The organism is Micromonospora sp. CNZ296, from assembly GCF_007827635.1.
Genome location: NZ_VISW01000003.1, coordinates 504,499 through 519,406, shown reverse-complemented (window position 1 = coordinate 519,406; position 14,908 = coordinate 504,499). Strand labels below are relative to the sequence as shown.

The 14,908-nt window shown below is 74.0% G+C and carries 16 protein-coding genes; 5 read left to right on the top strand and 11 right to left on the bottom strand.

Translation table 11 applies throughout. The features are described from left to right. Window positions 1–4 precede the first annotated feature (4 nt). Window positions 5–475 (bottom strand): cyclic nucleotide-binding domain-containing protein, encoded by a 471-nt coding sequence (locus FB455_RS07905; protein ID WP_013285560.1) that lies wholly within the window; start codon window positions 473–475, stop codon window positions 5–7. A 158-nt stretch (window positions 476–633) separates the two neighbouring features. On the opposite strand from FB455_RS07905, the gene FB455_RS07900 reads away from it, so the two are divergent. Further along, on the top strand, window positions 634–1,542 hold the full coding sequence (locus tag FB455_RS07900; protein WP_013285559.1) for a universal stress protein: 909 nt from the start codon (window positions 634–636) through the stop codon (window positions 1,540–1,542). A 70-nt stretch (window positions 1,543–1,612) separates the two neighbouring features. Then, window positions 1,613–2,497: a universal stress protein gene (locus FB455_RS07895; protein WP_013285558.1), complete on the top strand. Its 885-nt coding sequence runs from the start codon at window positions 1,613–1,615 to the stop codon at window positions 2,495–2,497. A gap of 174 nt (window positions 2,498–2,671) precedes the next feature. Here the strand turns inward: FB455_RS07895 and FB455_RS07890 are convergent, their stop codons facing one another. Both FB455_RS07890 and FB455_RS07885 read right to left on the bottom strand, forming a co-directional pair. Continuing rightward, complete coding sequence (locus FB455_RS07890) at window positions 2,672–3,298, bottom strand: CE1759 family FMN reductase (RefSeq protein WP_145752708.1); 627 nt, start codon at window positions 3,296–3,298, stop codon at window positions 2,672–2,674. Continuing rightward, window positions 3,295–4,392: an LLM class flavin-dependent oxidoreductase gene (locus FB455_RS07885; RefSeq protein ID WP_013285556.1), complete on the bottom strand. Its 1,098-nt coding sequence runs from the start codon at window positions 4,390–4,392 to the stop codon at window positions 3,295–3,297. The genes FB455_RS07890 and FB455_RS07885 overlap by 4 nt, the downstream gene beginning before the upstream one ends. Before the next feature lie 139 nt (window positions 4,393–4,531). Here FB455_RS07885 and FB455_RS07880 point away from each other — a divergent pair, with 139 nt between their 5' ends. The 3 genes from FB455_RS07880 (at window position 4,532) to FB455_RS07870 (ending at window position 6,176) form a co-directional block, all read left to right on the top strand. Continuing rightward, window positions 4,532–5,170 (top strand): DNA-3-methyladenine glycosylase, encoded by a 639-nt coding sequence (locus tag FB455_RS07880; protein ID WP_013474919.1) that lies wholly within the window; start codon window positions 4,532–4,534, stop codon window positions 5,168–5,170. Between the two features lie 154 nt (window positions 5,171–5,324). After that, window positions 5,325–5,750 carry a hypothetical protein gene (locus FB455_RS07875; RefSeq protein WP_013285554.1) on the top strand — a complete coding sequence of 142 codons (426 nt, stop codon included), beginning with the start codon at window positions 5,325–5,327 and terminating at the stop codon, window positions 5,748–5,750. A gap of 72 nt (window positions 5,751–5,822) precedes the next feature. Next, window positions 5,823–6,176, top strand: a complete 354-nt coding sequence (locus tag FB455_RS07870) for an MmcQ/YjbR family DNA-binding protein (protein ID WP_145752706.1) — start codon at window positions 5,823–5,825, stop codon at window positions 6,174–6,176. A gap of 290 nt (window positions 6,177–6,466) precedes the next feature. On the opposite strand, the gene argH is transcribed toward FB455_RS07870, so the two are convergent. The 8 genes from argH to argC are packed head-to-tail and all read right to left on the bottom strand — an operon-like array spanning window position 6,467 to window position 14,829. Next, entirely contained in the window at window positions 6,467–7,930 is a 1,464-nt protein-coding gene (gene argH / locus FB455_RS07865; RefSeq protein WP_030271078.1) for an argininosuccinate lyase, read from the bottom strand. A gap of 14 nt (window positions 7,931–7,944) precedes the next feature. Continuing rightward, the gene (locus FB455_RS07860; RefSeq protein ID WP_071095702.1) at window positions 7,945–9,150 is read right to left on the bottom strand and encodes an argininosuccinate synthase; all 1,206 of its coding nucleotides are present in this window, start codon (window positions 9,148–9,150) and stop codon (window positions 7,945–7,947) included. Continuing rightward, entirely contained in the window at window positions 9,147–9,659 is a 513-nt protein-coding gene (locus FB455_RS07855; protein ID WP_030271075.1) for an arginine repressor, read from the bottom strand. The genes FB455_RS07860 and FB455_RS07855 overlap by 4 nt, the downstream gene beginning before the upstream one ends. Further along, the gene (gene argF, locus FB455_RS07850; protein ID WP_030271073.1) at window positions 9,656–10,582 is read right to left on the bottom strand and encodes an ornithine carbamoyltransferase; all 927 of its coding nucleotides are present in this window, start codon (window positions 10,580–10,582) and stop codon (window positions 9,656–9,658) included. Before argF ends, FB455_RS07855 begins: the two co-directional genes overlap by 4 nt. Further along, window positions 10,579–11,778, bottom strand: a complete 1,200-nt coding sequence (locus FB455_RS07845) for an acetylornithine transaminase (protein WP_030271071.1) — start codon at window positions 11,776–11,778, stop codon at window positions 10,579–10,581. Before FB455_RS07845 ends, argF begins: the two co-directional genes overlap by 4 nt. Beyond that, complete coding sequence (argB, locus tag FB455_RS07840) at window positions 11,775–12,662, bottom strand: acetylglutamate kinase (protein ID WP_013285547.1); 888 nt, start codon at window positions 12,660–12,662, stop codon at window positions 11,775–11,777. Before argB ends, FB455_RS07845 begins: the two co-directional genes overlap by 4 nt. Beyond that, a complete protein-coding gene (gene argJ / locus FB455_RS07835; RefSeq protein WP_013285546.1) occupies window positions 12,659–13,831 on the bottom strand; it encodes a bifunctional glutamate N-acetyltransferase/amino-acid acetyltransferase ArgJ in 1,173 nt (390 codons plus the stop codon). The genes argB and argJ overlap by 4 nt, the downstream gene beginning before the upstream one ends. Beyond that, the gene (gene argC / locus FB455_RS07830) at window positions 13,828–14,829 is read right to left on the bottom strand and encodes an N-acetyl-gamma-glutamyl-phosphate reductase (protein ID WP_013474915.1); all 1,002 of its coding nucleotides are present in this window, start codon (window positions 14,827–14,829) and stop codon (window positions 13,828–13,830) included. The genes argJ and argC overlap by 4 nt, the downstream gene beginning before the upstream one ends. Window positions 14,830–14,908: the final 79 nt, after the last annotated feature.

The following is a 14,908-nucleotide window of genomic DNA, read 5'->3' as shown; positions in this document are numbered from 1 at the left end:
CGGTTCAGCTGGCCGCCGCCGTCGGGTAGCCGTACAGGTCGAGCAGCCGGACCCGGGACGCCTGGAGGCGGTCCACCACCACGCTCATGAACCGGGTGGTGAGCTGACGGCCGAGCGTGTCGTCGGACTCCATCAGCCGGCGTACCCCGTCGGCGTCGAGTTCGACGGCGGTGCTGCGCTGGGTGGCGACCGCGCCGAACTGCCAGCGGTACGGCGGGAACAGCCAGGACCAGCCGAGCACGCCGCCCGGCCCGATCGTCTCGATGCCCACGTCACCACGGCCCGGCACCGGGAAGTCCAGCGCCACCTGGCCGCCGCGGACCAGCCAGAACCGGTCGGCCGGCTGGCCGGCGCGGAACAGCCGGTGCCCGGGGTGCCAGACCACCGGGCGGGCGTAACCGGTGAGCCGGGGCAGCCACTCGTCGGGCAGCCCGGCCAGGAAGGGGTGGACGCGGAGCATCTCCAGCGGGGTCATCGCGCCTCCAGGGTCGACAGGAGGGGAGCACTGGTCCCATTCCACCCCGCCGCCGGCCCGACCGGTAGGGGCCGATGGTCCCGGACGTGCCGGGCGGATCGACTCTGCCCAGGTGGGGGCCGTCGGCGCAGGCTGAAGGGGAACCGAAGGAGGACGTGATGACCGACAGAACCGGTGCCCCCGTCGTGGTGGGCGTGGACGGCTCCCCGTCCGCGCTGGACGCGGTACGGCTGGCCGCACGCGAGGCGGTGCTGCGGCACCGGCCGCTGCGGGTGGTGAACGCCTTCCTGTGGCCGCTGGTCGGCACGCCGCTGGGCATGGTCGCCCCGGTGCTGCCCGACATCGAGCTGCGCCAGGAGGCCGAGAAGCTGGTCGAGGAGGCGGTGGACGAGGCCCGCAAGGTCGACGCGGAGCTGGCGGTGACCGGCGCGGTCGTCGACGGCGGTCCGGTGGCGGTGCTGCTGCGGGAGAGCCGCGACGCCGCGCTGCTCGTGCTGGGTCACCGGGGACTGGGCGGCTTCGCCGAACTCCTCGTCGGCTCCGCCGCGGTGCAGCTCTCCGCCCGCGCGGACTGCCCGGTGCTCGTGGCCCGGGGTGAGGCCCGCGCCGACGGCCCGGTGGTGGTCGGCGTGGACGGCTCCGCGCTGTCGAACGAGGCGGTCGGGTTCGCGTTCGCCGAGGCCGCGGCGCGCGGCGCCGAGCTGGTCGTGGTGCACACCTGGCTGTACCCGCAGCCGGTGACCTACCGGGAGGCGTTCGGCGACGTCGTGCCGCTGGCGTACGACCCGCAGGAGCTGCGCGCCGACGAGCAGCGGGTGCTGGCCGAGGCGATCGCCGGCTGGGCCGAGCGGTACCCGGAGGTCACGGTACGGCCGAAGCTGGTCGCCGCCGCCACCCCGTCCCGGGTGCTCGTCGAGGAGTCCGTCGGCGCGCAGCTGACGGTGGTCGGCGCGCACGGGCGCGGTAGCCTCGGTGCGCTGCTGCTCGGCTCGGTCAGCCACGCCGTGCTGCACCACTGCCACAGCCCGCTCGCCGTCGTCCGGCACCGGGGCGACCGGACCCACTGAGCCGGTTCACCGGCCCGGCCGGGGCCGGCAGCGCCACAATGGCCTGAGCCGACCGGAGGGAAAGCACCAGATGAACCGACCCGTCGTGGCGGGAGTGGACGGATCGCCGTCCAGCCTGGCCGCCGCCGACCTGGCCGCCGCGACCGCCGTCGCCCGTTCCCGGCCGCTGCTGCTCGTGCACGGCTACCTGCACCCGATGGGGTACGGCGTGCCGCTCAACCCGTACGACCTGGGGGTGCCGGCGCCCACCGCGGAGTCGGAGAAGATGCTGGAGTCGGTCGCCGCCGACCTGGCCGAGCGGCACCCGGGCCTGCGGGTGCAGGTACGCCAGGTCGCCGGCGGCCCGGGCGCCACGATGGTCGAGGAGTCCCGCCGCGCCGAACTGGTCGTGGTGGGCAGCCGGGGCGTGGGCGGCTTCGCCGGCCTGCTGCTCGGCTCGGTCAGCGGGCAGCTCGCGCAGCACGGGCACTGCCCGGTGCTGATCGTCCGCCCGGAGGAGCAGCCGATCCCGGTGGACGGTCCGGTGCTGGTCGGCGTGGACGGTTCCGACTCGGCCGCGTACGCGATCGAGCTGGCGGCGGACGAGGCCGACCGGCGCGACGCGGAGCTGGTGCTGATGCACGTCCGGTCGCCCGAACGCGGCGCGGTGGCGCCGGAGGTCGCGGCGGAGGCGTCCACCGCGGCGCGGGCCGAGGCAGCCGGGCTGCTGGCCGAGGCCGCGGCCCGGGTCCGGGCGGCGCACCCGGACCTGCGCGTGGCGGAACGGGCCGTGACCGCCGCCTCGCCGGAGACCGCGCTCCGGGAGGCCAGCGGCGAGGCGTCGCTCGTGGTGGTCGGTTCCCGGGGCCGGGGCGGCTTCGCCGGGCTGCTGCTCGGCTCGGTCAGCCAGGCGCTGGTGCAGCACTCCCACTGCCCGGTGCTCGTCGCCCACCGGCCGGAGCCGGCCGACGACTGACGCGCCGCGCGGCTGGCCGGCCCGCTCCGGCCCGCTCCGCCCGGCCAGAGAGATGCCCTGCAAGCGTTATGACTGAGAGGCATATTTATGCCTCTCAGTCATAACGAGCTCTCCGGCGTGGTTCTCCGGCGACGGCCACTGCCGGCAGCTGTCGTCCGCGCCGACCTCCAGGCGTCAGGAAGGGTCGCGGCCGGCGAGCAGGTCGGCGAAGTCGGTGGTGAGCGCGAACGGGTCGGCCGGGCCGGTCGCGGGCGGGCGGCGGTCCACCTGCTCGGCCAGCTCGGCTCCGGCCCGGCGGATCCGGGACCGCAGCGCGCTGTCGCCGTCGTCGCCGGCCCAGTCCTCCGGTGCGGCGAAGACCGCTGTGGGCAGTGTCGCCGCCCGCAGGTACGTGAACATCGGCCGGACCGCGTGCTCCAGCGCCAGCGAGTGCCGGGCGGTGCCGCCGGTCGCCCCGAGCAGCACCGGCTTGCCGGCGAGCGCGTCCCGGTCGACCACGTCGAAGAACGACTTGAACAGCCCGTTGTACGACGCGTTGAAGATCGGCGTCACCGCGATCAGCCCGTCGGCGGCCGCCACCTCGTCGAGCGTCCGCCGCAGCGCGGCCGGGGCGAAGCCGGTGAGCAGGTGGTTCACCACGTCGTGGGCGTGCTCGCGCAGCTCGACCACGCGCAGTTCCACAGTGGCGCCGCAGCCGGCCAGCTCGTCGCGGGCGGCCGCGGCGAGCTGGTCGGCGAGCAGGCGGGTCGACGACGGCTGGCCGAGACCGGCCGAGACGACCGCGAGGGTACGGCTGGTCATCGCTGCTCCCCGGCCGGGGCGGCGTCGCGGGCGGCCAGCAGACTCGCGTGGGTGGGCGCCTCGGGCACGTGCGCGGGACGCAGCGAGTCGAACTCCTTGCGCAGCACCGGTACCACCTCCTCGCCCAGCAGGTCGAGCTGCTCCAGCACCGTCTTCAGCGGCAGCCCGGCGTGGTCCATCAGGAACAGCTGCCGCTGGTAGTCGCCGACGTACTCGCGGAAGCCCAGCGTGCGGTCGATGACCTGCTGCGGGCTGCCCACGGTCAGCGGCGTCTCGCGGGTGAACTCCTCCAGCGACGGCCCGTGCCCGTAGACCGGGGCGTTGTCGAAGTAGGGGCGGAACTCGCGTACCGCGTCCTGGGAGTTGCGGCGCATGAACACCTGCCCGCCGAGGCCGACGACGGCCTGGTCCGGCGAGCCGTGGCCGTAGTGCGCGTACCGCTCGCGGTAGAGGCCGACCATCCGCTGGGTGTGCTCCTTGGGCCAGAAGATGTGGTTGGCGAAGAAGCCGTCGCCGTAGTACGCGGCCTGCTCGGCGATCTCCGGGCTGCGGATGGAGCCGTGCCAGACGAACGGCGGTACGCCGTCGAGCGGGCGCGGGGTCGAGGTGAACGACTGCAGCGGCGTACGGAACCGGCCCTTCCAGTCGACCACGTCCTCGCGCCACAGCCGGTGCAGCAGGTCGTAGTTCTCGATGGCCAGCGGGATGCCGTTGCGGATGTCCTGCCCGAACCACGGGTAGACCGGGCCGGTGTTGCCGCGGCCCATCATCAGGTCCACCCGGCCGTCGGCCAGGTGCTGGAGCATCGCGTAGTCCTCGGCGATCTTCACCGGGTCGTTCGTGGTGATTAGCGTGGTCGAGGTGGACAGCAGCAGCCGTTCGGTGCGCGCGGCGATCCAGCCGAGCATGGTGGTGGGCGACGACGGCACGAACGGCGGGTTGTGGTGCTCGCCGGTGGCGAAGACGTCGAGGCCGACCTCTTCGGCCTTGAGCGCGATGGCGGTCATGGCCTTGATCCGCTCACGCTCGGACGGCATCCGCCCGTTCGTGGGGTCGACGGTGACGTCACCGACGGTGAAGACTCCGAACTGCATGACCAGCTCCTCGCGTGGGGTCCGGACCGGTCGGCCCGGGATCGCTCCTCACAACATATTTGACGAGTCAACTATTCCGGTGGCTGCCCACCCCCGCGTGGCCCGGATCACGCGCCGCTCACCGACTACCCTTGCCGCGATGACGTACCCCTGGCTCGACGCACCCGCCGCGCAGGTCGCCGACACCGCGCGGACGCTGCTCGGCTGGACCGTGTCGTCCGGCGGCGTCACCGTCCGGCTCACCGAGGTCGAGGCGTACGCGGGCACCGGCGAGGACGCGGCGTCGCACGCCCACCGCGGGCCGACGCCGCGCAACAGGGTCATGTTCGGGCCCGCCGGGCACGTCTACGTGTACTTCGTGTTCGGCATGCACTGGTGCGCGAACATCGTCTGCGGTCGCGACGGCGAGGCGGCGGCGGTGCTGTTGCGCGCGGGCGAGGTGGTCGACGGCATCGAGACCGCTCGCGAGCGCCGGCCGCGCGCCGCCGACCGGGAGCTGGCCCGCGGGCCGGCCCGGCTGGTCACCGCGCTCGGGCTCGGGCGGGAGGCGAACGGCACCTCGGCGATCGACGGCAGCGGCCCGCTGCTGCTGACGCCACCGGCGAGCCCCGTCGACCCGGCGCGGATCGTCTCCGGGCCACGCGTCGGGGTCGCCGCCGCGCACGACCTGCCGTGGCGGTTCTGGCTGGCGGACGAGCCCAGCGTCAGCGTCTACCGGCGGCACACGCCGCGCCGCCGGCCCGCTCCGGCCGCCCCGGTGCGGAACTCACCGGCCTGAATCGGCCGTTCCGGGCAACCCGGAACACCCCGCGGCGCGTCTGTCGTGCATGACGCGCCGTCTTCTCACCACTCCCCGGAGGCACGACGTTGTGCACGAATGACTTTCAACAGGGTGTTGACAACAGGTCATTCTTGGGTGTGGGATGGACGGCATGGTCACCGTGGACAACGACCCGTTCACCGCTCCGGATGCTGCCCAGGCCCGGGCGCACCGCAACTACGCGGCGCTGCTGCGGATCGCCGAGCGGCACGCCGGCACCAACTCCCGCCGCCGGCGCTACGCCCACCCGGACGTGCCCGACGCCTACGAGGCGGCCACGCTGGTGATGGCGCTGGCCGGGGGCGCCGAGCTGGACGAGGGTGAGGAGCCCGTCGACCAGGCCGACCTGATGGCCGCGCTGACGCTGATCCCGCACGTGCGGGCCGAGGTGGACGCGCTGGAGGCCGGCCTGTTGCAGGTGGCCCGCGGCCGGGGCATGACCTGGCAGGCGATCGCCTTCGGGCTGGGGCTGGGCAGCGCCCAGGCGGCCCGGCAGCGCTACGAGCGGCTCACCGTCCGCACCGGCACCGGCGACTGACCGGCCGCCCGGCGGCGCGGGCTGTCACAGCGGCGGGCGAGACTGTGCCGGACGACGGCACGGGAGGACGCGATGACGCGCGAGGAGATGCTGGCCTACTGCCTGGCCAAGCCGGGAGCCTGGCTCGACCGGCCGTGGGAGGGCGACGAGGTGGTGAAGGTGGGCAGCCGCATCTTCGCGTTCCTCGGCTCCCCCGACGGTGAGGCCCGTCTCGGGGTGAAGTGCGGGGCGTCCCGGGAGGTGGCCGACGAGTGGCTGCACCGGTTCCCGGCCGACGCACACCCCTCCCCCTACATCGGCCGGTCGGGCTGGAACACGCTGCGGCTCTCCGGCGGCATCCCGGACGACGAGCTGATCGAGGCGGTCGACGGTTCGTACGACGCGGTGGTGGCCAAGCTCCCGAAACGCGAGCGCCCCACCGGCTGACCGGAGAATGCGGACGGAGCACCGAACAGCGCTGGATCGGACGGTGCACCGAGCGGCGGAGTCCGAAGTCCGAGACCGCAGCCCGAGGTCCCGCAAGGCAGGATCCGCATTCCACAAGGCAGGACCGCTGTAGATCTTGGAAGCTTAGCGCCCCTATGGGGGCCATTTCGTACCAAAATCTCGGCGCGGGGCGCGGGGCGCGGGGCGCGGGGCGCCGCGCCGGGCGCCCGGCGTGGGGCGTGCGGCTGGTCCGGGACGGGGCGAGCCCTGCCCCGGACCAGCCGCGCAGGTTAGCGGGGTACGACCCGCTCGGCGGCCCACTCCCGCCAGCCGGTCAGCTTGTCCGCCGCGGCGGCGAGCTGGTCGGCGACCGGGCCGGGGCCGGTGGAGCCGGGCGTGATGCGGGCGGCGAGCGCCGAGCGCACCGAGAGCACGTCGCGCACCGAGGGGTCCAGGTGCTCGCTCACCGCGGCCAGGTCGGCGTCGGACACCTCGTCCAGCGCGCAGTCGCGGGCCGCGCACAGCGCCACCAGCTTGCCGGTGATCTCGTGCGCGTCGCGGAACGGCACGTTGCGCCGCACCAGCCAGTCGGCGACCTCGGTGGCCAGCGAGAAGCCCGACGGCGCGCTCGCGACCAGCCGGTCCACCCGGACCGTCATCGTGGAGATCATCCCGGCCAGCGCGGGCAGCAGCAGCTCCAGCGTGTCGACCGCGTCGAACGCCGGCTCCTTGTCCTCCTGCATGTCCCGGTCGTACGTCATGGGCAGGCCCTTGAGCATGGTGAGCACGCTCATCAGGCCGCCGACCAGGCGGCCGGACTTGCCCCGGGCCAGCTCGGCGATGTCCGCGTTCTTCTTCTGCGGCATGATCGACGAGCCGGTGGCGAAGGCGTCGTCCAGCTCGACCCAGCCGAACTCCTGCGAGGTCCAGAGCACCACCTCCTCGCCGAGGCGGGACAGGTGCACGCCGATCATCGCGGTGACGAACAGGAACTCGGCCACGAAGTCGCGGTCGGCGACCGCGTCCATCGAGTTGGCGAACGAGGTGCGGAAACCCAGCTCCTTCGCGACCGCCACCGGGTCCAGCGGCAGTCCCGAGCCGGCCAGCGCGCCCGCGCCGAGCGGGCTGATCGCGGTCCGCTCGTCCCAGTCGCGCATCCGTTCCAGGTCGCGCAGCAGCGGCTGCACGTGGGCCAGCAGCCAGTGCCCGAACGTCACCGGCTGGGCGTGCTGCAGGTGCGTCATGCCCGGCGCGGCGGTGTCCACGTGCCGTTCCGCCTGCTCGACGAGGGCCTCGGCCAGCTCGACCAGCCGGGCCGCCACACCGCGGGCGTGGTCGCGCAGGTAGAGCCGCAGGTCGGTGGCGACCTGGTCGTTGCGGGACCGGCCGGCGCGCAGCTTGCCGCCGAGGCTGCCGAGTCGTTCCAGCAGGCCGCGTTCCAGCGCGGTGTGCACGTCCTCGTCGTCGACGGTCGGGCGGAACGCGCCGGAGGCGCACGCCGCCTCCAGGTCGTCCAGCGCCGCCAGCATCCGGCCCAGTTCGTCCGGGTCGAGCAGGCCGGCGCCGGCGAGGACCCGGGCGTGCGCGCGGGAACCGGCGATGTCGTACGGGGCGAGGCGCCAGTCGAACTGGACGCTCACCGACAGCCGCGCGAGCGCCTCGGCGGGACCGCCGGCGAACCGGCCGCCCCAGAGGCTCGTCCGGTTGGCGGGGGCGCTGTTCTCGGTCAGGCTCTTGTCGTCCACCCCACCCATTGTGGTGCCCCCCATCAGGCCCCTCCCATCCGGGCGTCCCGTTGCGCGGCCATCGTGCTGGGCAGTCCCCACAGTCGTACGAATCCCTTCGCCAGCGACTGGTCGAACGTGTCGCCGGTGTCGTAGGTGGCGAGGCCGAAGTCGTAGAGGCTCGCCTCGGAGCGCCGGCCGGTGACCACCGCCCGGCCGCCGTGCAGGCGCAGCCGTACCTCGCCGCTGACGTGCCGCTGCGCGTCGTCGATGAACGCGTCCAGCGACCGCTTCAGCGGCGAGAACCAGAGCCCGTCGTAGACGAGTTCACCCCAGCGCTGGTCGACGCCGCGCTTGAACCGGGCCAGGTCCCGCTCGACTGTGACCGCCTCCAGCTCCTGGTGGGCGGTGATCAGGGCGAGCGCGCCGGGTGCCTCGTACACCTCGCGGCTCTTGATGCCGACCAGCCGGTCCTCGACCATGTCGAGCCGGCCCACGCCGTGCGCCCCGGCCCGCCGGTTCAGCTCCCGGATCGCCTGGTACGGGGTGACCGTCTCGCCGTCGATCGCGACCGGGACGCCGTCGTCGAACGTGATCACCACGTCGTCCGGGTCGCGTTCCGACGCCGGGTCCTCGGTGTACGCGTAGAGGTCCTCGACCGGGGCGTTCCAGATGTCCTCCAGGAAGCCGGTCTCCACGGCCCGGCCCCACAGGTTCTGGTCGATCGAGTACGGCGACTTCGCCGACACGTCGATCGGCAGCCCCTTCTCCTCGGCGTACGCGATCGCCTTGTCCCGGGTCCAGGCGAAGTCCCGGGCCGGCGCGACGACCTTCAGGTCGGGCGCGAGGGCGGCCAGGCCGACCTCGAACCGGACCTGGTCGTTGCCCTTGCCGGTGCAGCCGTGCGACACGATCGTGCCGCCGTGGGCGCGCGCCGCCGCGACCAGGTGCTTGACGATCAGCGGCCGGGACAGCGCGGACACCAGCGGGTAGCGGTCCATGTAGAGGGCGTTGGCCCGGATCGCCGGCAGGCAGTAGTCGGCGGCGAACTCGTCGCGGGCGTCGACCACCTCGGACTCGACGGCGCCGCAGTCGAGCGCGCGCTGCCGGATCACTGTCATGTCCTCGCCGCCCTGGCCGACGTCGACAGCGACCGCGATCACCTCCGCGCCGGTCCGCTCGGCCAGGTACGGGATGGCGACCGAGGTGTCCAGGCCCCCGGAGTACGCGAGGACGACACGCTCGGTCACGAGGTGCCCCCTTCGACTGGGTCGTCGCGGCGGGCCCACGCGGCGAGCCGCTCACCCAGCGCGGCGCCGCCGTCGGCCTCGCGGGCCACGACGAGGATGGTGTCGTCGCCGGCGATGGTGCCGACGATCTCGGACAGGCCGGCCCGGTCCAGTGCGCTGGCGAGGTACTGCGCCGCGCCCGGCGGGGTGCGCAGCACCGCGATGTTGCCGCTGGAGTCGACGCCGTTGAGCAGCTCCCGCAGCAGCCGGACCAGCCGGGCCGGTGCGCCCTCGGCGTCGCGCAGCGGCCGGTGCCCGTCCTCCGGGATCAGGTAGACGCCCCGCCCGTCGCCGCCACGCGCGGTCACCGCTCCCAGTTCCTTCAGGTCGCGCGACAGGGTGGCCTGGGTGACCTGGATGCCGTCGCCGGCGAGCAGGTCGGCCAGCTCGGTCTGCGAGTGGATGGGGGTGTCGCGGATCAGCTCGACGATGCGGGCGTGTCGCGCGGCGCGGGTCAGCGGAGCGGTCATGCGGATTCCTCCAGGAGAAACGTCAGCAGCGCCTTCTGGGCGTGCAGCCGATTCTCCGCCTGGTCGAACACCGCGCTGTGCGGGCCGTCGAGCGCCTCGTCGGTGATCTCCTCGCCCCGGTGGGCGGGCAGGCAGTGCAACACGATCACGTCGGCGTCGGCGTGGCCGAGCAGCGCGGCGTTGACCTGGTACGGCAGGAACGGCGTGGTCCGGTCCAGTCCGTCCTCCTCCTGCCCCATCGACGTCCAGGTGTCGGTGGCGACGACGTGCGCGCCGCGTACCGCCTCGGCCGGGTCGGTGAGCACCTGGACCGAACCGCCGGTGGTGGCGGCGATCTTCTCGGCGCGGGCCACGATCTCCGGGTCGGGCTGGAACCCGGCCGGGCCGGCGATCCGCACGTGCATCCCGGCGGTCGCGCCGGCCAGCAGGTACGAGTGCGCCATGTTGTTCGCCGCGTCGCCCACGTACGTGAGGATCCGCCCGGCGGTCCCGCCGAACCGTTCCCGCACGGTGAGCAGATCGGCCAGCAGCTGGCAGGGGTGGTACGTGTCGGTCAGCGCGTTGACCACCGGCACCGTCGCGTGCGCGGCGACCTCGGCGATCCGGTCGTCGCCGTGGGTGCGCAGCACGATCGCGGCGACGTAGCGGGACAGCACCCGGCCCGCGTCGGCGAGCGTCTCGCCCCTGCCGAAGTGGGTGACCTGGGTGTCCACCACGAGCGGGTGCCCGCCCAGCTCGGCGATGCCCACGTCGAAGGAGATCCGGGTGCGCAGGCTCTGCTTGTCGAACAGCACCGCCACCGACTTCGGCCCGGTCAGGGGCTGGTGCGCGTACCGGTCGGCCTTCATGCGGGCGGCGAGGTCGAGCACGGCGGCCTGCTCGGCGGGCGTGAGGTCGTCGTCGCGCAGGAAGTGGCGGATCATGCGGGAGCCTCCGTCGGGGTCGTGGCGTCGGGCGCGGCGGCGGACAGCGCGGCCGGCAGCGCGGCGAGGAACGCGTCGGCCTGCGCCGCGGTGAGGATCAGCGGCGGGGCGAGCCGGACCACGTCCGGCTGCACCGGGTTGACCAGGAAGCCCGCCTCGCGCAGCGCTGCCGCGGCGGCGGCGGAGACCGGCTGGTCGAGCACGATGCCGAGCAGCAGGCCGGAGCCGCGTACCTCACGGACCAGCGGGTGCCCGAGCGCCTCGACGCCCCGGCGCAGCCGCTCGCCGATCCGCTTGACGTGGTCGAGCAGGCCCTCGTGCGCGATCGTGGAGACGACCGCGAGCGCGGCGGCGCAGCTGATCGGGTTGCCGCCGAACGTGGTGCCGTGCGAGCCGGGGGTGAGCAGGTCGGCGGCCCGGCCGAAGGCCAGGCAGGCGCCCAGCGGCAGCCCGCCGCCGAGGCCCTTGGCGAGCGTGACGACGTCCGGCTCGACGCCCTCGGCCTGGTGGGCGAACCAGTGGCCGGTCCGGCCGACGCCGGTCTGTACCTCGTCGAGCACCAGCAGCGCGCCGTGCGCGGCGGTGATCCGCCGGGCCGCGGCCAGGTAGCCGGGCGGCGGGACGACCACGCCGTTCTCGCCCTGGATCGGCTCGATGATCAGCATGGCGGTGTCGTCGGTGACCGCCTCGGCCAGCGCGTCGGCGTCGCCGAACGGCACGTGGGTCACGTCGCCGGGCAGCGGGCGGAACGGGTCGGCCTTCGCGGGCTGCCCTGTGAGCGCCAGCGCGCCCATGGTCCGGCCGTGGAACCCACCGTGGGTGGCGACCACGTGCCGGCGGCCGGTGAGCCGGGACAGCTTGAACGCGGCCTCGTTGGCCTCCGCGCCGGAGTTGGCGAAGAACACCCGGCCCGGGCGGCCGGCCAGCGCGAGCAGCAGCTCGGCCAGCGCCACCGGCGGCTCGGCGACGAACAGGTTCGACACGTGCCCGAGCGTCGCGACCTGCTTGCTGACGGCTGCAACCACCGCCGGGTGGGCGTGGCCGAGCGCGTTGACGGCGATGCCGCCGAGCAGGTCGACGTACTCCCGGCCGGTCTCGTCGACCACGACGGCGCCGGAGCCGGAGACGAGCGCCAGCGGCGGCGTGCCGTAGTTGCCCATCATGGTGGCGTTCCACCGCTGCACCAGCGTGCTCATGACTCGATCACCATCGTTCCGAAGCCCTCCGACGTGAACACTTCCAGCAGCGTGGAGTGGGCGACCCGGCCGTCGACGACGTGCGCGGCGGGCACTCCCCCGCGCACCGCCCGCAGGCAGGCCTCCATCTTCGGGACCATGCCCGACTCCAGGGACGGCAGCAGCTTCGCCAGGTCGTCCGCGGTGATCTCGCTGATCAGGCTGGACGTGTCGGGCCAGTCGGCGTACAGGCCGGGCACGTCGGTCAGCACGACCAGCTTGCGGGCGTCCAGCGCCACCGCCAGCGCGGCGGCGGCGGTGTCCGCGTTGAGGTTGTGCAGCACCCCGTCGGCGTCCGGCGCGACCGTCGAGATGACCGGGATCCGGCCGGCCTCGATCAGGTCGGTGACCGCCGAGACGTTCACCGACTCCACGTCGCCGACCTGGCCCACGTCGACCGCTTCGCCGTCCACGTACGCGGGACGGCGCACCGCGGTGAACAGCCCCGCGTCCTCGCCGGAGAGGCCGACCGCGTACGGGCCGTGCGCGTTGATCAGCCCGACCAGTTCCCGGCCGACCTGACCGACCAGGACCATCCGGACCACGTCCATCGCCTCCGGGGTGGTGACCCGCAGGCCGCCCCGGAACTCGCTGGCGATGCCCAGGCGGCCGAGCATGGCGGAGATCTGCGGGCCGCCGCCGTGCACCACGACCGGCTTCAGGCCGGCGTAGCGCAGGAACACCATGTCGGCGGCGAACGCCCGCTGGAGTTCGGGGTCGACCATGGCGTTGCCGCCGTACTTGACCACGACCGTGGCGCCGGAGAAACGGGCCAGCCAGGGCAGCGCCTCGATCAGCGTGGCGGCCTTGGCCTGGGCCCGGGTGAGGTCAGCGGAGAGGTTCATGTGGAGTAGGCCGAGTTCTCGTGGACGTACGCATGGGACAGGTCGTTGGTCCAGATGGTGGCGGTGTCGGCGCCGGCGTGCAGGTCGATCCGGACCGTGACGCCGCGGCCGGTGAGGTCCACCTTGGCGCGGTCCTCGGCGGCGGCGCCGCCCCGGCACACCCAGATGCCGTTGACCGCGACGTCCACGCCGTCCGGCTCGAACACGGCGGCCGTGGTGCCGACCGCGGCGAGGATCCGTCCCCAGTTCGGGTCGTTGCCGAACAGCGCGGTCTTCACCAGGTTGTTGCGGGCCACCGTGCGGCCCACCTCGACCGCGTCGTCCTCGCTCGCCGCGCCGACCACCTCGATCGCGACCTCCTTCGTCGCGCCCTCCGCGTCGGCCAGGAGCTGCTGGGCCAGGTCGTGGCAGGCGGCGGTGACCGCGGCCGTCAGCTCCTCGGCGGTCGGCTCGATGCCGGAGGCGCCGCTGGCCAGCAGCAGCACCGTGTCGTTGGTGGACATGCAGCCGTCGGAATCGATCCGGTCGAACGTGATCCGGGTGGCGGCGCGCAGTGCGGCGTCCAGGGCGTCCGGCCCGGCCACCGCGTCGGTGGTGAGCACGCAGAGCATGGTGGCCATGGCCGGGGCGAGCATGCCCGCGCCCTTCGCCATGCCGCCGACGGTCCAGCCCGTACCCTGCGCCACAGTCGTCTTGGGCCGGGTGTCGGTGGTCATGATCGCCTCGGCGGCCGCCGGGCCGCCGTCGCGGGACAGGCCGCGCACCGCCTCGCGTACGCCGGGAAGCAGTTTGTCCATCGGCAGCCGCTCGCCGATCAGGCCGGTCGAGCAGACCGCGACCTCGCCGGCGCCGACGATCAGCCGCGCGTTCGCCGCGGTGATCGCGGCGGCGGTGTGCTCGGCGGTGGCGTGGGTGTCCTGGAAGCCGGCCGGGCCGGTGCAGGCGTTCGCGCCGCCGGAGTTGAGCACCACGGCGCGCACGACGCCGCCGTGCACGACCTGCTGGCTCCACAGCACCGGCGCGGCCTTGACCCGGTTGGCGGTGAACACACCGGCCACGCCGGCGTCCGGGCCGTCGTTGATCACGAGGGCGACGTCGGCGGCGCCGGAGGACTTCAGTCCGGCCGCGACACCTGCGGCGCGGAACCCACGGGGGACGGTGACGCTCACGGGGCCACTCCAAACACGGACAGACCGGTGGTCTCCGGGAGACCCACCATCAGGTTGGCGTTCTGCACGGCCTGGCCGGCCGCGCCCTTGCCCAGGTTGTCGATCGCGCTGACCACGATCACCCGGCCCGAGTCGACGTCCACAGTCGCCTGGAGGTGGCAGGAGTTCGACCCGGCGGTGGCCGCGGTGTGCGGCCACGATCCCTCGGGCAGCACGTGCACGAACGGCGCGTCGGCGTAGGCGGCGGCCAGCACCGCGCGGGGGTCGGCGTCGCCGGTGGGGACCGCGGTGACGGTGGCCAGGATGCCCCGGGGCATCGGCGCGAGCACCGGGGTGAAGGACAGGCCGGTCGCGCCGGTGGCCTGCTTGATCTCCGGCACGTGCTGGTGCGCGCCCACCTTGTAGGGGGTCAGGTCGCCCATCACCTCGCTGCCGAGCAGGTGGGCCTTGGCGGCCCGGCCCGCGCCGGAGGTGCCGGAGGCGGCGACCACCACCACGTCGTCGGGGCGTACCGCGCCTGCGGCGATCAGCGGCGCCAGCGCCAGCGTGGTCGCCACGGCGTAGCAGCCGGTGCTGGCGACCCGCGTGGCGGCGGCGATCTCGGCCCGCTGGCCGGGCAGCTCGGGCAGCCCGTAGGTCCAGGCGCCGGCGTGCTCGCCGCCGTAGTAGCGGGACCAGGCGCCGGCGTCACGCAGCCGGTGGTCAGCGCCGAGGTCGACCACCTTGACCGGGTCGGGCAGCGCCGCGGCGAGCGCCGCGGACTGCCCGTGCGGCAGGGCCAGGAAGACCAGGTCCGCGTCGGCGAGGGTCGCCGGTTCGGTCGCGGCGAACACCAGGTCGAGGCCCGCGAGGTGCGGGTGTACGGCGGTGACTGGCTGACCGGCCTGGCTGTGTGCGGTGGCGGCGATCAGCTCGAACTCGGGGTGACCGGCGAGCAGGCGCAGCAGTTCGCCCCCGGCGTATCCACTCGCCCCGGCCACGGCAACCCGAATGCCCATACCCACCTCCGCATGACTATGCAGAGAAGAGTACCGGTCGGGGCAGCGCCACCGCAAGGTCATACGGCGCGTTGCATAG

Coding starts and splice junctions, on each gene's coding strand:
- FB455_RS07870 (WP_145752706.1), top strand. CDS start 5,823: ATGACGCGCGAGGAGATGCTGGCCTACTGCCTGGCCAAGCCGGGAGCC.
- argH (WP_030271078.1), bottom strand. CDS start 7,930: ATGGGTGGGGTGGACGACAAGAGCCTGACCGAGAACAGCGCCCCCGCC.
- argB (WP_013285547.1), bottom strand. CDS start 12,662: ATGAACCTCTCCGCTGACCTCACCCGGGCCCAGGCCAAGGCCGCCACG.
- FB455_RS07895 (WP_013285558.1), top strand. CDS start 1,613: ATGAACCGACCCGTCGTGGCGGGAGTGGACGGATCGCCGTCCAGCCTG.
- FB455_RS07855 (WP_030271075.1), bottom strand. CDS start 9,659: ATGACCGCTCCGCTGACCCGCGCCGCGCGACACGCCCGCATCGTCGAG.
- FB455_RS07900 (WP_013285559.1), top strand. CDS start 634: ATGACCGACAGAACCGGTGCCCCCGTCGTGGTGGGCGTGGACGGCTCC.
- FB455_RS07880 (WP_013474919.1), top strand. CDS start 4,532: ATGACGTACCCCTGGCTCGACGCACCCGCCGCGCAGGTCGCCGACACC.
- FB455_RS07885 (WP_013285556.1), bottom strand. CDS start 4,392: ATGCAGTTCGGAGTCTTCACCGTCGGTGACGTCACCGTCGACCCCACG.
- FB455_RS07875 (WP_013285554.1), top strand. CDS start 5,325: ATGGTCACCGTGGACAACGACCCGTTCACCGCTCCGGATGCTGCCCAG.
- FB455_RS07890 (WP_145752708.1), bottom strand. CDS start 3,298: ATGACCAGCCGTACCCTCGCGGTCGTCTCGGCCGGTCTCGGCCAGCCG.
- FB455_RS07905 (WP_013285560.1), bottom strand. CDS start 475: ATGACCCCGCTGGAGATGCTCCGCGTCCACCCCTTCCTGGCCGGGCTG.
- argC (WP_013474915.1), bottom strand. CDS start 14,829: ATGGGCATTCGGGTTGCCGTGGCCGGGGCGAGTGGATACGCCGGGGGC.
- argF (WP_030271073.1), bottom strand. CDS start 10,582: ATGATCCGCCACTTCCTGCGCGACGACGACCTCACGCCCGCCGAGCAG.
- FB455_RS07845 (WP_030271071.1), bottom strand. CDS start 11,778: ATGAGCACGCTGGTGCAGCGGTGGAACGCCACCATGATGGGCAACTAC.